General features: G+C 37.8%; 16 protein-coding genes and 1 rRNA gene. 15 read left to right on the forward strand and 2 right to left on the reverse strand.

Annotated elements, in window-relative coordinates; translation table 11 throughout:
- Positions 1-8: 8 nt before the first annotated feature.
- Positions 9-125: ribosomal RNA gene (gene rrf / locus CZ487_RS00080) — 5S ribosomal RNA — on the forward strand.
- A gap of 457 nt (positions 126-582) precedes the next feature.
- Here rrf and CZ487_RS00085 read toward each other — a convergent pair.
- Positions 583-786, reverse strand: a complete 204-nt coding sequence (locus tag CZ487_RS00085; RefSeq protein WP_077210324.1) for a sigma factor G inhibitor Gin — start codon at positions 784-786, stop codon at positions 583-585.
- A 235-nt stretch (positions 787-1,021) separates the two neighbouring features.
- Between CZ487_RS00085 and CZ487_RS00090 the strand changes: the two genes are divergently transcribed.
- The 9 genes from CZ487_RS00090 (at position 1,022) to rsmI (ending at position 7,817) form a co-directional block, all read left to right on the forward strand.
- Complete coding sequence (locus CZ487_RS00090) at positions 1,022-2,461, forward strand: aminotransferase class I/II-fold pyridoxal phosphate-dependent enzyme (RefSeq protein ID WP_077210373.1); 1,440 nt, start codon at positions 1,022-1,024, stop codon at positions 2,459-2,461.
- Positions 2,462-2,475: 14 nt separating this feature from the next.
- Entirely contained in the window at positions 2,476-3,111 is a 636-nt protein-coding gene (gene tmk, locus CZ487_RS00095) for a dTMP kinase (protein WP_077210325.1), read from the forward strand.
- 155 nt (positions 3,112-3,266) lie between these two features.
- A complete protein-coding gene (locus CZ487_RS00100) occupies positions 3,267-3,596 on the forward strand; it encodes a cyclic-di-AMP receptor (RefSeq protein WP_077210326.1) in 330 nt (109 codons plus the stop codon).
- 75 nt (positions 3,597-3,671) lie between these two features.
- Entirely contained in the window at positions 3,672-4,676 is a 1,005-nt protein-coding gene (gene holB / locus CZ487_RS00105; protein WP_077210327.1) for a DNA polymerase III subunit delta', read from the forward strand.
- A complete protein-coding gene (locus tag CZ487_RS00110) occupies positions 4,669-5,478 on the forward strand; it encodes a PSP1 domain-containing protein (RefSeq protein WP_077210328.1) in 810 nt (269 codons plus the stop codon). The genes holB and CZ487_RS00110 overlap by 8 nt, the downstream gene beginning before the upstream one ends.
- A gap of 28 nt (positions 5,479-5,506) precedes the next feature.
- The gene (yabA, locus tag CZ487_RS00115) at positions 5,507-5,875 is read left to right on the forward strand and encodes a DNA replication initiation control protein YabA (RefSeq protein ID WP_077210329.1); all 369 of its coding nucleotides are present in this window, start codon (positions 5,507-5,509) and stop codon (positions 5,873-5,875) included.
- 68 nt (positions 5,876-5,943) lie between these two features.
- Positions 5,944-6,687, forward strand: coding sequence for a tRNA1(Val) (adenine(37)-N6)-methyltransferase (locus CZ487_RS00120; RefSeq protein WP_077210330.1), 744 nt, complete (start codon positions 5,944-5,946; stop codon positions 6,685-6,687).
- Positions 6,674-6,964 carry a GIY-YIG nuclease family protein gene (locus tag CZ487_RS00125; protein WP_077210331.1) on the forward strand — a complete coding sequence of 97 codons (291 nt, stop codon included), beginning with the start codon at positions 6,674-6,676 and terminating at the stop codon, positions 6,962-6,964. The genes CZ487_RS00120 and CZ487_RS00125 overlap by 14 nt, the downstream gene beginning before the upstream one ends.
- Positions 6,942-7,817 (forward strand): 16S rRNA (cytidine(1402)-2'-O)-methyltransferase, encoded by an 876-nt coding sequence (gene rsmI, locus CZ487_RS00130; protein WP_077210332.1) that lies wholly within the window; start codon positions 6,942-6,944, stop codon positions 7,815-7,817. The genes CZ487_RS00125 and rsmI overlap by 23 nt, the downstream gene beginning before the upstream one ends.
- A gap of 84 nt (positions 7,818-7,901) precedes the next feature.
- On the opposite strand, the gene CZ487_RS00135 is transcribed toward rsmI, so the two are convergent.
- A complete protein-coding gene (locus tag CZ487_RS00135; RefSeq protein ID WP_077210333.1) occupies positions 7,902-8,189 on the reverse strand; it encodes an AbrB/MazE/SpoVT family DNA-binding domain-containing protein in 288 nt (95 codons plus the stop codon).
- Positions 8,190-8,749: 560 nt separating this feature from the next.
- Between CZ487_RS00135 and metG the strand changes: the two genes are divergently transcribed.
- From metG to rsmA, 5 genes are all read left to right on the forward strand, one after another.
- On the forward strand, positions 8,750-10,705 hold the full coding sequence (metG, locus tag CZ487_RS00140; protein ID WP_077210334.1) for a methionine--tRNA ligase: 1,956 nt from the start codon (positions 8,750-8,752) through the stop codon (positions 10,703-10,705).
- A 359-nt stretch (positions 10,706-11,064) separates the two neighbouring features.
- Complete coding sequence (locus tag CZ487_RS00145; RefSeq protein WP_077210335.1) at positions 11,065-11,832, forward strand: TatD family hydrolase; 768 nt, start codon at positions 11,065-11,067, stop codon at positions 11,830-11,832.
- 240 nt (positions 11,833-12,072) lie between these two features.
- On the forward strand, positions 12,073-13,260 hold the full coding sequence (locus CZ487_RS00150) for a G5 and 3D domain-containing protein (RefSeq protein ID WP_077210336.1): 1,188 nt from the start codon (positions 12,073-12,075) through the stop codon (positions 13,258-13,260).
- A gap of 175 nt (positions 13,261-13,435) precedes the next feature.
- The gene (gene rnmV / locus CZ487_RS00155; protein WP_077210337.1) at positions 13,436-13,996 is read left to right on the forward strand and encodes a ribonuclease M5; all 561 of its coding nucleotides are present in this window, start codon (positions 13,436-13,438) and stop codon (positions 13,994-13,996) included.
- Positions 13,989-14,867, forward strand: coding sequence for a 16S rRNA (adenine(1518)-N(6)/adenine(1519)-N(6))-dimethyltransferase RsmA (rsmA, locus tag CZ487_RS00160; protein WP_077210338.1), 879 nt, complete (start codon positions 13,989-13,991; stop codon positions 14,865-14,867). The genes rnmV and rsmA overlap by 8 nt, the downstream gene beginning before the upstream one ends.
- The last annotated feature ends 68 nt before the right edge of the window (positions 14,868-14,935 follow it).

Consider the following 14,935-nt stretch of genomic DNA (forward strand, 5'->3'; position numbering starts at 1 on the left):
CCAAATAGTCTGGTGACGATGGCGAGAAGGTCACACCCGTTCCCATACCGAACACGGAAGTTAAGCTTCTCAGCGCCGATGGTAGTTAGGGGCTGTCCCCTTGTGAGAGTAGGACGTCGCCAGGCAATAAAAAAGGCATCTATTTTGGATGCTTTTTTTTGTGCTTAAAAATGGGGTTGCGGATATATCGGGTAAGTTACGGTTATAATCAGATTCTTACGGATAAACCGGGCAAAGTTACGGATATATACAAATTCTTACGGATAAAGCCCAAGAAGTTACGGATATCTCTTTAAAAGAGGTAATTCATATATGACTTAACTTATCTTAGAACTTGTTCTTACCGAAAAAGGTACCTTTCCTCGATAAATTGTCTGCTTCACAAAAATATATCGGTCAGAAAAAGGATATATCGGTCAAAATTTAATTATATCGGCTACTTTTTCGATATATCGGTCAGATTTTAATTATATCGGCCACTTTTTTGAGGATATCGGTAAGTACCCTTGAAATCCCCATCTATCGTCCAGAAAAACACCGTAACTTCCTTAGAAAAAACAAAAAGACCTGTCAACAGGCCTTTTAAGAGTAAATTTCAGGTGTATTTATTTTTTTTAATTGTTTTATATAATATTTATATTGTGGATCACTTGTATCTGTAGAAATAATGCTTTTTTCGCATTCTGTGCAGATAAAAGAAGTGTACAGATGTATGCCCTTAAACTTCGATTGCCCGCAGACGACACACATTTCCCCAAGCTGATCCTTTGCTAATTGCGAACTCAAAATCCCCACCTCCACACTGCTATTCTGCCCGATATCCTTCTATTTTATACAATATTTAGAATATTCTCCTGTTCACTATTTTCCTATTAAAAAGGAAAGATCAATGTTATCTTATGTTTCAGTATCGCTTTCCTTGTATGTCTTACAGAAAAAAACCAATAAATCTCAGTGAAAGAGATGTTACAATAAAGCCTATTTGATAAAATAAATGGGTATCTTAGAAAATGGTGATAATATGGAACAATATCAAACTCCTTTATTTGATGTATTAAAGAAGCATAGTGAACAACAGCCGATTTCTTTTCATGTGCCAGGGCACAAAAATGGGTATATACATTGGGATAGAAAATCTGAACCCTTCTACAGGGATGTCCTTTCGATTGATGCAACAGAATTAACTCATTTAGATGATTTACATTCTCCGGAGGGGGCTATTTTAGAGGCAGAGAATCTTTTGGCAGCAGCTTATGGCGTGCAGAAAAGCTACTTCTTGGTTAATGGATCGACGGTTGGGAATTTAGCGATGATAATGGGAGTCATTCAGGAAGGTGACATTGTTTTTACTCAGCGAAATTGCCATAAATCCATTTTGAATGGGCTGCAATTAACAAAAGCTACGCCTGTGTTATTAGAACCAGAGTATCATCAGCAATGGGGAGTAGCAGGGGGAGTTACAGTTAAAACGGTAAAGGAAGCTTACGAAGCGTTTCCACACTGTAAAGCCATTGTATTAACTTATCCTACTTATTATGGCATGGTCTATGAACTAACTCCGATAATTGAGTTTGCTCATGAACGAAATATTCCTGTGCTAATTGATGAGGCGCATGGAGCTCATTTTATAGGTGGAGATTATTATCCTGATTCTGCGATAAAAGCAGGAGCTGACGTGGTTGTTCAATCTGCACATAAAACTTTGCCTGCCATGACAATGGGTTCATTTTTACATATAAATAGCACTTTAGTTTCTACAAAACAAATTAACCATTATTTACGGATCCTTCAATCAAGCAGCCCATCCTATCCAATTATGGCCTCACTGGATCTTGCACGTCATTACATAGCAACTTACAAACTTGAGGATCAAAGATATCTAGAAAGTATGATAAGTTCATTCAAAGGGAAATTAAACGAGATTAATGGAATTACCGTGCTAACTTATCCTGGTAGTTTTGGTGATCCACTAAAGATAACAATCCAGTCAACAACAGGGCTTTCTGGATTTGAGCTGCAGGAACTATTTGAAACGGCAGGTGTTTATACGGAGTTAGCTGATCCCTACAATCTACTACTCATCCTTCCATTATTAAAAAAGGATGCTTTCTACCCTTTTGATGAAGCAGTACAACGGATTAGAAAAGCGCTGGGCACAAAAAACTCGGCGGTGGAAATGGGAAACCGTCATATTCCTAACTATTTTAAAAAAAATACATTCTCGACCCTTTACCTGGATCAGATTCAGCAAAAGTCTATTGGCACCGTTCCAATTGAACAAAGCGAAGGCTATATTTGTGCAGAAAGTATTATTCCTTATCCACCAGGGATTCCAATATTAATACCAGGGGAAGAAATTACGAAGGAAATTGTCGAAAGTATCCTTTTATTATTGGAAACAGGAGGGCGGTTTCAGGGCAGTTCGGAGCTAATAAATAGAAAAATCAATGTTTTTAAGTGATATGGAGGAAGTACATGAACAGCGGGTATTTTATAACAGTAGAAGGTCCAGAAGGGGCCGGTAAAACAACGATCTTGAATATGCTGACAGAGCAGCTCCAAGCAGATGGCAGGAAGGTCATACAAACAAGGGAGCCTGGAGGCATTGAAATAGCGGAACAAATAAGAAAAGTAATTCTGGATAAAGAAAATACTGCAATGGACTCACGTACAGAAGCATTGTTGTACGCTGCTGCAAGAAGGCAGCATCTTGTTGAGAAGGTAAAACCGGCATTAGAACAAGGTTATATTATTTTATGTGACCGCTTTATTGACAGCTCATTGGCGTATCAAGGATATGCAAGGGGTCTCGGCATTGAGGAAGTATACAGTATTAATTCGTTTGCCATTGAGGGAATGATGCCAAAGCTTACCTTATTTTTTGATATTGATCCAGTCTTGGGGCTGGAAAGGATTAATTCCAATAAGGGCAGGGAAGTAAACCGTCTTGATTTAGAGGGCATTCAGTTTCATCATAAGGTGAGAGAAGGTTATCATCTATTATTAGAAAAGTTCCCTGAAAGAATCGTTAAAATTGATGCAGCTTATTCTATCGAGGATGTTTTTAATGAAGCTTATCTAAAAGTAAATGAGCTGCTAAGTAGCAATTAGAAAGAATGCCTTAAAGTTCTCTTTAAGGTATTTTTTATTCCTGCTTCTATAAAAAGCAATCATGACGTATTCTAAATTATAATTGATTCTGAAGTGATAACAAATACCTGTTATAATGAACATAATAGTAATAATGTAAAGAAGGGGATGATGGAATGAAACTTATTATTGCTGTTGTGCAGGACCAAGATAGTAATCGCCTGTCTAAGGCACTTGTTGATCATAATTTTCGTGCAACAAAGCTGGCAACTACTGGTGGCTTCTTGAAATCAGGAAATACCACTTTTATGATAGGGACAGAGGATATTCGTGTCAATAAAGCATTGCAAGTGATTAAGGAAAATTGTCAATCAAGAGATCAATTGATTGCACCTGTTTCGCCTATGGGAGGGAACGCAGATTCCTATATTCCATATCCAGTAGAGGTAGAAGTGGGTGGAGCAACTGTATTTGTACTGCCTATTGAAGAGTTCCATAATTTCTAAACCGTTGATAGAAACGGTTTTAAGCAAAGATCTTTGGACAAGATTATTAATTTCTAAGTTAGTGAGTGATTATATATGAAAACGTGGGGGCAGCTTGAAGAGATCCAGCCAACGGTTTTAAAAATGCTAAAGAATAGTATTCAAAAAGATCGGTTAGCCCACGCTTATTTATTTGAAGGCATGCGCGGCACTGGAAAAAAGGAAATTAGCGTACTATTAGCTAAAAGTATCTTTTGCAGCGATCCAACTGAAGGTTATATTCCATGTGAGCAATGCCATAACTGTAGAAGAATTAACAGCGGTAATCACCCTGATATACACTTGATTGAACCTGATGGGTTATCGATAAAAAAAGATCAGATTCGCATGCTGCAGGAGGAATTCTCCAAAACGGCTGTTGAATCAAAGCAAAAGGTGTATATGATAGTACACGCTGATCGGATGACCGTTAATGCTGCCAATAGCTTATTGAAATTTTTAGAAGAGCCAAGCTCCCAAACTGTTGCAATCTTACTGACAGAACAAGCTCAAAAAATTCTTCCAACCATCCTTTCTCGATGTCAGGCAATACAATTTAGACCATTATCATCAGATAATCTTATAGAAAAGTTGATAGAACATGGTGTTGATCAAAGAAAAGCCCCATTAATTGCCCAATTAACCAATAATTTGGATGAAGGGTTAAACCTAAATAATGATGAATGGTTTGCACAAGGTCAAAAAATAGTGGTAAAATTATATGAAATGCTGCAGAAGGATTCTCTTCAAGCGCTTGTTGCTTTACAAGAGAATTGGTTTTCGCATTTTAAAGAAAAAGATCAGGTGGATCGTGGTTTAGACTTACTACTTCTTATTTTTAAGGATTTATTATATATACAGCTTGGAAAGAATAATCAGGTTGTCTTTCTAAGTGAAATAGATCGGTTAGAGCAGTTTGCTCTCCAATCGTCTGGAAGGCGTCTTGCTGATCAAATGACAGCCATATTAGATGCTAAAAGAAAGCTGCATGCAAATATGAATCCACAGCTGCTGATGGAGCAGCTTGTGTTAAAGTTGCAGGAGGGATCTTCATTTGTATGATGTAGTAGGTGTACGCTTTAAAAAGGCGGGTAAAATATATTATTTTGATCCAGGCGAGCTTTTGATTCAAAAGGACGACTTCGTCATCGTAGAAACCGTAAGAGGTGTTGAATACGGCAAGGTAGTTATTGGACCTAAAAAGGTTGGAGAAAATGATGTTGTCTTGCCTTTAAAGAAAGTCCTGCGAATTGCAGATCAAAAGGATCGTCTTATTGTTGAAGAAAATAAGCAATCTGCTAAAGAAGCTTATGATATTTGTATAGAAAAGGTTGGGACACATCAGCTGGAAATGAAGCTTGTTGATGTCGAATACACCTTTGATCGTAATAAAGTTATTTTTTATTTTACAGCCGATGGAAGAGTTGATTTTAGAGAGCTCGTCAAGGACTTGGCTGCCATTTTTAGAACGAGAATTGAATTGCGTCAGATTGGTGTTCGTGATGAAGCGAAGATGCTTGGGGGAATTGGACCTTGCGGGCGCATGTTATGCTGTTCGAGTTTCCTAGGAGACTTTGAACCAGTTTCTATAAAAATGGCAAAAGATCAAAACCTTTCTCTGAATCCAACAAAAATCTCTGGATTATGTGGTCGTCTAATGTGCTGTTTAAAATATGAAAATGATGAATATGAAAGTGCAAAAGAACAGCTTCCTGATCTAGGTGAAATGATTGGCACTCCAGATGGAGTCGGAAAAGTTGTTGGATTGAACATTTTAGAACGAATCCTTCAAGTAGAGATTGCTGATCAAGAGAGAATCCTCGAATATACGCTAGATGAGTTACTAAAGGAAGGCGCTATGTAGAATAATCCACATTTAATGAGGTGGAAGCGTGAATAAGAAAGAAATTTTTGATTCAGTAAGTAATATGGAAGTTCAAATAGGACATTTGTATCAACAGCTGGGTGAGTTAAAGCAGCATTTAGCAGAAATACTCGAGGAAAATAATTCTTTGAAGCTGGAAAATGATCATTTAAGACGTCGTCTAGAACGAACCACGGAAGTTGATCCGATTAAAAAGAAGAAAGATCATAAGGATAAAGCAAAGAAAACATCAGAAACATCGGTGGATATTGGCGAAGGGTATGATAATTTAGCCCGGCTCTATCAGGAAGGTTTCCATATTTGTAACCTGCATTTTGGAAGCCCTCGCAAAGAAGGAGATTGTCTTTTTTGCTTATCGTTTCTTAATAAAAAATAAAACTCGGCCTTCCTTTAAGATGGAAGGCTGTTTTTCTACTTATAAATAGAATGGAAGGATCGGGTAGGATGGTTAATTTAAACGGCGATGAGCGATTGGACTACTTATTGGCGGAAAATATGAGAATTATTCAGAGTCCGTCGGTTTTTGCTTTTTCACTAGATGCAGTACTGCTTGCGAAATTTGTCTACGTTCCTATTCAAAAAGGGAATCTTATTGATCTTTGTAGTGGGAATGGAGTGATTCCTTTGTTTTTGAGTACTAGAACGAAGGGGAGAATCACGGGAGTAGAAATCCAAGAACGTCTCTACGATATGGCTACCCGAAGCATTGAATATAATGGGTTGCAGGATAGGCTGAAGATGATTCATGGTGATATTAAGGAGATGCCAAAATTTCTAGGGAAAGAAAAATTTGATGTGGTGACCTGTAATCCACCATATTTCCCAACACCATCTAAGGATGAAATAAATGGGAACGAACATCTAGCAATTGCACGTCATGAAATTTTATGTACACTTGAGGATGCCATTCGTGCTGCCAGCGAATTAGTGAAGCAGGGAGGTAAAGCAGCTTTTGTTCACCGGCCTGGCCGTTTGCTTGATATCGTTTCCTTGATGCGAAGCTACCGCCTTGAGCCAAAGAGAATACAATTGGTCTATCCAAAGCAAGGAAAAGAAGCCAATACTTTGTTAGTGGAAGCTATTAAAGATGGAAGTCCAGACTTAAAGATTCTCCCGCCCTTATTTGTATATGATCATGATAATGAGTACACTCCTGAAGTAAAGGAAATTTTGTATGGAAAAGCATGATGAACATTATTTTTATGTTTTGTCATGCAGGGATGGGAGTTTTTATGCTGGATATACCAATAATATAGAAAGAAGAATAAAACAGCATAATGAAGGAAAAGGAGCCAAGTATACGAAAGGCAGGGGTCCAGTTTCTCTTTTGTACTCAAAGATTTTTAATAATAAGAGTGATGCACTAAAAGCAGAATATGAATTTAAGCAGTGGCCTCGCAGGAAAAAAGAAGCGTTTTTAATAAAAGAAACAGGTGGTATTTATGTGGCAGCAAAAAAGCTTTGAAAATGAAGAAAGTAAAGGGATTCTCTATCTTGTACCTACCCCAATTGGCAATTTGGAAGATATGAGCTTTAGAAGCATCCGGCTTTTAAAGGAAGCGGATTATATAGCCGCTGAAGATACGCGAAACACTAAGAAGCTCTGTAATTATTTTGAGATCGATACTCCTGTTGTTAGTTATCACGAGCATAACAAAGAGAGCAGCGGGGAAAAGCTGGTACAAAAGCTAAAGGATGGCGCAAAGATCGCTCTTGTAAGTGATGCGGGAATGCCGACAATTTCAGATCCAGGCTATGAGCTGGTAGTTGCAGCAATTGCAGATAAGTTAACGGTCGTCCCTTTACCTGGGGCGAATGCTGCCTTAACAGCTTTAATAGCTTCAGGGCTTCCAACACAGCCCTTTTATTTTTATGGGTTTCTTCAAAGACAGAAGAAAGAGAAGAAAAGGGAACTGGAGGAACTGTCGAAACAGACGGCTACTATTATTCTTTATGAATCACCGCACCGATTGAAAGAAACGCTGCAGCTTGTTGAAGAAATCTTAGGAAATAGACAAGCAACTCTATGCAGGGAGTTAACGAAGAAATATGAAGAGTTTATTAGAGGAAGTGTCAGTGAACTTTTAAAATGGGCTTCAACAGAAGAAGTAAGAGGAGAGTTCTGTATTATCATTGAAGGAAGCAGTGATAATGTTAGTGATAATGAGATTTCATGGTGGGAGTCTTTGTCGATTAAGGAACATGTAAACCACTATATGGAAAGTAAAGGGTTATCCTCTAAGGATGCTATTAAACAGACAGCAGTGGACAGGAAGATGCAGAAGAGAGATGTGTATCAAGCCTTTCATGTAGACTAATCAAGAGCTGCTTCTTTTGGAACAAAGTTAATAAGTGTACAAAAAAAAGGCTTCTCATGTTTGAGAAGCTTTTTGTGTGCTTTATTATGCGTTAACTGTTAGAAATGCATCTTGAATTTCTTTTAGAAGTTTCTCTGCACCTTCACGGCTTAAGATTAACTTTCCATCTGCTAAAGCAATATTTTCATCAGAAACCTCGCCTGTTACTTGGCAAGTCATATTAGGCTTGTACTTCTTTAAAATAATACGTTCATCATCCACATAAATTTCTAGTGCATCCTTCTCTGCGATTCCTAATGTACGTCGTAATTCAATCGGAATTACCACTCGGCCAAGCTCATCAACTTTACGAACAATACCTGTAGATTTCATTTTTAAAATCTCCTCTCAATCTCCTAAAATATTTTTCTCTCTCTATTTAATATCGTCATTATTCGACAAAATCTTTGTTATCACAATAATAACAGTTATTCCCATAAACGTCAATAATTTTTAAATTGTCAACTTTAGCAAATTTTGGTATACGGTTATTTAGCTATTTGACAACCTTTTTGATGAAATTTGTTCCAAAATAAGCAGTAATTCAATCTAAGTAATATTATTGAAATTTCAGTATATCAACCTCTTTTCTCGTCTTTTTTGCTCATTATTCGACAAAATTCTACAATGTCTCGATCAGCACCTTAAATAAATAAGAGGGAATAGACAAGCCTTTATTATGGTACATACCCACATTCTAGAAAATGGAAACCTGAACCGTAGATTCATTGATTTTGTTGCACAAATCCTTAATTTTAGGTATATTTTGATGATAGAATAGGTAATGATGACGAGTGTATCCAGTGAATTTTTTATTGTAAAATCATTCGTTCCATTCGTGCGGCCAATTTTACCGTACATAAACAAATTATCCCTAAAAGGAGGGAGTATTGATGGAGGAAAAGTTAAAGACATTTTATCTAACTACCCCTATCTATTATCCAAGTGGAAATCTACATATAGGTCATGCTTATACGACTGTTGCAGGAGATGCAATGGCTCGTTATAAACGACTGCGTGGCTACGATGTTATGTATTTAACAGGAACAGATGAACATGGGCAGAAAATACAACAAAAGGCAGAGGAAAAAGGGGTTACACCACAGGAATATGTGGATGAGATTGTAGCGGGAATTCAAGATCTTTGGAAAAAACTTGATATCTCTTATGACGATTTTATCCGTACAACTCAAGATCGTCACAAACGAGTGGTAGAAAAAATCTTTGCACAGTTACTAGAACAAGGTGATATTTATCTTGATCAATATGAAGGGATGTATTGTACTCCTTGTGAGTCATTCTTTACGGAAAGACAATTAAACGAAGGAAATTGTCCTGACTGCGGCCGTCCGGTGGAGAAGGTAAAGGAAGAGTCCTACTTCTTTAAAGTAAGTAAATATGCGGACAGGCTGCTTCAATATTACGAAGAAAACCCAGGCTTTATCCAGCCGGAATCACGTAAAAATGAAATGATTAATAACTTCATTAAACCAGGTCTTGAGGATTTAGCCGTGTCTCGGACAACCTTTGATTGGGGGATTGGAGTCCCTGGCAATCCAAAACATGTTATATATGTATGGATTGATGCTTTATCCAACTATATTACGGCACTAGGATATGGGACGGATGACGATTCGAAGTATTTAAATTACTGGCCTGCAGATGTACATTTAGTAGGGAAAGAAATCGTTCGTTTTCATACCATCTATTGGCCAATTATGTTAATGGCATTAGATCTTCCTCTTCCGAAGAAGGTATTTGCTCACGGCTGGTTATTAATGAAAGATGGAAAAATGTCTAAATCAAAAGGAAATGTAGTCGATCCTGTTACATTGATTGACCGTTACGGCCTAGATGCTCTTCGTTATTATTTATTGAGAGAAGTTCCATTTGGATCTGATGGAGTATTTACTCCAGAAGGGTTTGTCGAAAGAATTAATTTTGATTTAGCAAATGATTTAGGAAACCTTTTAAATCGTACAATTGCGATGGTTAACCGATATTTTGAAGGAATCATTCCTGCTTATAATGGTTCACCTAGTGAATTTGATCAGCAGCTTCTGCAAATGAATGAAGAAACGGTCAAAAAATACGAAGAAGCAATGGAAAATATGGAATTCTCTGTTGCGCTGACCTCGCTATGGCAGCTAATCAGCAGAACAAATAAATATATAGATGAAACACAGCCTTGGGTATTAGCAAAGGACGAAGAAAAACAGGATATATTAGCAAATGTTATGGTTCATCTTGCAGAGACATTAAGAAGAGTGGCAATTTTGTTAAAACCGTTCCTTACTCGTACTCCTAATGAAATATTCAACCAATTAAATGTGAATGACGAATTCCTTACTTCTTGGGATAGTTTAGAGCGTTTTGGAGTTATTGGCGAAGGCAAAAAGGTTCAAAAGGGCGATCCTATTTTTCCACGCCTAGATCTCGAAGAAGAAGTTGCTTTTATTAAAGAGAAAATGCAGGGTCCAGCTGCACCACCAGCCGAGGAAAAGAAGGAAGAAAAGCCTGACAGCGAGGAAATTACGATTGACGATTTCATGAAAGTAGATCTTCGTGTTGCACAAGTAATAGCAGCTGAACCTGTTAAAAAGGCAGACAAGCTATTAAAGCTTCAGTTAGATCTTGGTTATGAGAAACGTCAAGTTGTTTCTGGTATTGCTCAATTCTACAAACCTGAAGAGTTGGTTGGACGTAAAGTCATTTGTGTAACTAACTTAAAGCCTGTCAAGTTAAGAGGAGAGCTTTCTGAAGGAATGATTCTTGCTGGATCAAAGGATGGAAGCTTGTCACTGGCAACAATTGCTGAGAGTCTTCCAGTTGGAGCAAGAGTAAAGTAAGTGAATTGTGTTTTTACGGCGGTATTAGCGCTAGCTAACATGCAGTAAAGAATTCAATTGTTACAGTTGGTTTATCTAAAATTAAACATAGAAATGTTTCACGTGTAACAATTTACCGGTAACATTTCTATGTTTTTATTTTGAAAAAATATGCAAAATATAATAAATTCCACTAATGGATAAAGGTTAATCGTAAGAATTGTTTATACTGAAATAATGTTAAAAGTTTATGGTGGTTAAAGTGATTATTTTATTAGAAAAGCAAAGGGTTTAACGAGTCATTTGAGTGATTTAAATATTGTTATATAACTGATACATATGAAATAAAAATATAATTTTCTGAAAAAGGAGACTTTCTGATGTTATTCGACACTCACGTCCATTTAAATGCAGATCAGTTTCAAGATGATTTGCAAGAGGTTATCGATCGAGCAAGAGAAACAGGGGTAAGCAATATGGTTGTTGTCGGATTTGACCGTCCCACTATCACAAAAGCAATGGAGTTAGTTGAAAAATATGACTTTCTTTATGCTAGTGTTGGCTGGCATCCTGTTGATGCTATTGATATGACTGATGAAGATTTAGCTTGGATTGAAGAACTCTCTCAACACCCGAAAGTTGTAGCGATAGGGGAAATGGGTTTGGATTATTATTGGGATAAATCCCCTAAAGAAGTCCAAAAGGAAGTATTCAGGAAACAAATTCAACTAGCGAAAAAGGTAAACCTGCCTATCATTATCCATAATAGAGAAGCAACCTCTGATATCGTTGCGATATTAAGAGAGGAGGAAGCGCATACTGTGGGTGGAATTATGCACTGTTTTAGCGGCAGTGTGGAAGTGGCAATGGAATGTGTTGAGATGAATTTTTATATTTCCTTGGGGGGACCTGTTACTTTTAAAAATGCCAGGAAGCCAAAAGAAGTGGCAGAAGCGGTTCCATTGGAAAAGCTTTTAATTGAAACAGACTGTCCGTACTTAGCTCCGCACCCATACAGAGGGAAGCGCAATGAACCAAGTTACGTAAAACTTGTGGCCCAGCAGATTGCTGATTTAAAAGGTCTATCATATGAAGAAGTTGCAAAAGCAACTACTGAAAATGCAAAAAAAATTTTCGGCATAAAATGACAAGGAATAGTGTCGAATAAGGACTAAGCTTGTCCAAATGATTTCCTATTCTTAAAAGTTCTACATGTCTCCTTCTACTCATAGGATAACGTTGTCGATAACTCTCTCTTTCTTTTTTTGAGAACTTTTTGCATAATAGTGAATATGTTCGGGAGAAAGGAAAAAGGGTTGACAGCCTAAAGGTAAGTCTATATAATCACTCCAAGGGAGAAGGAGGCGTTTTTCATCGTAATCGAAAACATGAAAAGCCTGTTTTCCAAGTCTTTGAGTAAAAAGAGATTGACCATCATTCTCGCTAGTTTCATAGTTTTTGCAGCAGCTTTTGGCTTTGTGATCTATGAAACAACGAAAGTGACAGTAGCAGTCACGCTGGATGGTCAGGAAAAAATGGTTAAAACACATGCAGCAACCATTGAAGATCTGCTAGAGGATCTAGAGATATCTCTTCACTCAGAAGACTACGTGTTTCCAGCAGCAAACACAGAGGTAAAAGACAACTTAGAAGTTGTATGGGAGCCCGCAAAACAGGTTCAAATGGTAGAAGGAAGCGAAAAGAAACAAGTCTGGACTACAGCTGAAACGGTTGAAGAGTTTTTAAAAGAACAAAAGATTTCTTTAAATGAATATGATAAAGTTCAACCCGAAATCAATACTGCAGTAAAAGATGATTTAACTATACAAATAGATAAGGCCTTTTCTTTGAAGCTGGTTGATGGCGGACAGGAGAAAGAGGCATGGTCAACTTCGACTACGGTCGCTGACTTTTTATTACAACAAGGAATCGCATTAAGAGATTTGGACCGTGTTGAACCAAAACTGGATGAAACAGTCAAGGAAGATACCGTGGTAAACGTTATTAGAGTTGAAAAAGTCACCGATGTAGTGGAAGAACCAATTAATTTTGCCGTTGTTACTAAAAAAGATAGCTCGCTTGCAAAAGGAACTGAGAAAGTCGTAAGCAGCGGTCAGGAAGGCCGTGTAAAAAAAGAATACGAAGTTGTACTGGAAAATGGCAAAGAAGTTTCTAGAAAGCTTCTAAATGAAACGACTTTACAGGAGAAAAAGGATAAGGTTGTTGCCGTTGGAACAAAGGCGATTACGCAAACAGTTTCTCGCGGGACTGCAAGCGGGAATGTAAGCAAAGAGTTCAATGTTACTTCTACGGCTTATACGGCTAATTGTAATGGATGTTCCGGCCGAACAGCTACGGGCCTTAATTTACATGCAAATCCTAATGCAAAAGTAATTGCTGTCGACCCTCGTGTAATTCCTTTAGGAACAAAAGTATATGTTGAAGGTTACGGCTATGCTGTAGCTGCAGATACGGGTTCCGCTATTAAAGGAAATAAAATCGATGTCTTCTTTGCTACGAAATCAGAAGCCTATCGATGGGGAAGAAGAACGGTTAAAATTAAGATTTTAGAATAAGCAGGGGTTTTCCTCTGCTTTTTTTGTGTTTTAAGTGATTTTTCTATAAAATGCTTATTAGATGTATATCACTTAACTCAATAATATAGACGGATATATTACAAAAAGGTTTCAAGTTTTTTTCAATTTTTTTGTTTTTTAAAACTTTTTTTGTACATGTACATATGGAGGATATATGAAGATCAAAGAAATTATTGTCGTTGAAGGCAAGGATGACACGACGGCGATTAAGCGGGCAGTGGATGCTGATACGATTGAGACGAATGGTTCAGCAATAAATGAGGAAACGATTGAAAAAATAAAACTTGCCCAAGAAATAAGGGGTGTGATTATTTTTACCGACCCAGATTTCCCTGGTCAAAAGATTCGTCAAACAATTGCTGACAGAGTGCCGCGCTGCAAGCATGCATTTATTCCAAAGGAAGATGCCTTACATAAGTATGGAAAAGGAGTGGGGGTTGAGCATGCCTCCCCAGAAATTATACGACAGGCTTTGAGAGATGCTCATACTATGCAGGAAGAGGTCGTTGAAGAGATAACTCAGGAAGACTTAGTGCTTGCAGGTTTAGTCGGTGGACCCGGATCGAGGGAGAGAAGGGAAAAGCTGGGGAAGTTATTGAGAATTGGCTATACGAATGGCAAACAGCTACATAAGCGCTTAATGATGTTCCATATTAGTAAAGAGGCTTTTGCAGATGCTGTCAGAGTTATTTTACAGGAGGATAAAGATGCATAAGGATATTGCGACACCCGTAAGAACAAAGGCGATATTAGAAAAGTATGGTTTTTCTTTTAAAAAGAGTTTAGGGCAAAATTTTTTAATTGATACAAATATCCTTAAAAATATTGTAGATCAAGCGGAACTTACCGATCGTTCTGGAGCAATTGAAATTGGTCCCGGTATTGGAGCGCTCACTGAACAGTTGGCACGAAGAAGCGGAAAGGTCGTTGCTTATGAAATTGATCAGCGGCTTTTACCAATCTTAGAGGAAACCCTCGCGCCTTATGACAACAAGAAGATCATTCATGAAGATGTCTTAAAGGCAGATGTATCTACTATGATACAAGATGAATTTAGCGGGTTCGAGGATATTATGGTTGTTGCTAATTTACCTTATTATGTGACAACTCCTATTATTATGAAGCTGTTAGAAGAAAAGCTGCCGATAAGAGGGATTGTCTGTATGCTGCAAAAAGAGGTAGCTGATCGAATCTCTGCCAGCCCCGGAACGAAGGACTATGGATCTCTTTCTATAGCTGTACAATACTATACCACTGCTGAAACGGTCATGATTGTTCCGAAAACCGTATTTGTCCCGCAGCCTAATGTAGACTCTGCTGTGATCCGTTTGACGCTTAGAGACGAACCTGCAGTAAAAGTCATAAGTGAAGACTTTTTCTTTACAGTAACCAAGTCCAGCTTTGCTCAGAGACGGAAAACCATCTTGAACAACTTAACGAGCCAGCTGCCGGAGGGGAAAGAGAAGAAGGAGCAAATAATCACCGCATTAAACGATTCGGGAATTGACCCTACCAGACGCGGAGAAACGCTGTCTATTGAAGAATTTGGCATGCTGAGTGACAAACTATATCCAAGCTTTCATTAAAGGCTCCTAAGGGGGCCTTTTTTATTGTTTCCCGTTTTCATCTAAACTGTCCATACCGGGTGGAATAT

Source organism: Robertmurraya dakarensis (assembly GCF_900156875.1).
Lineage (GTDB): Bacteria > Bacillota > Bacilli > Bacillales > Cytobacillaceae > Robertmurraya > Robertmurraya dakarensis.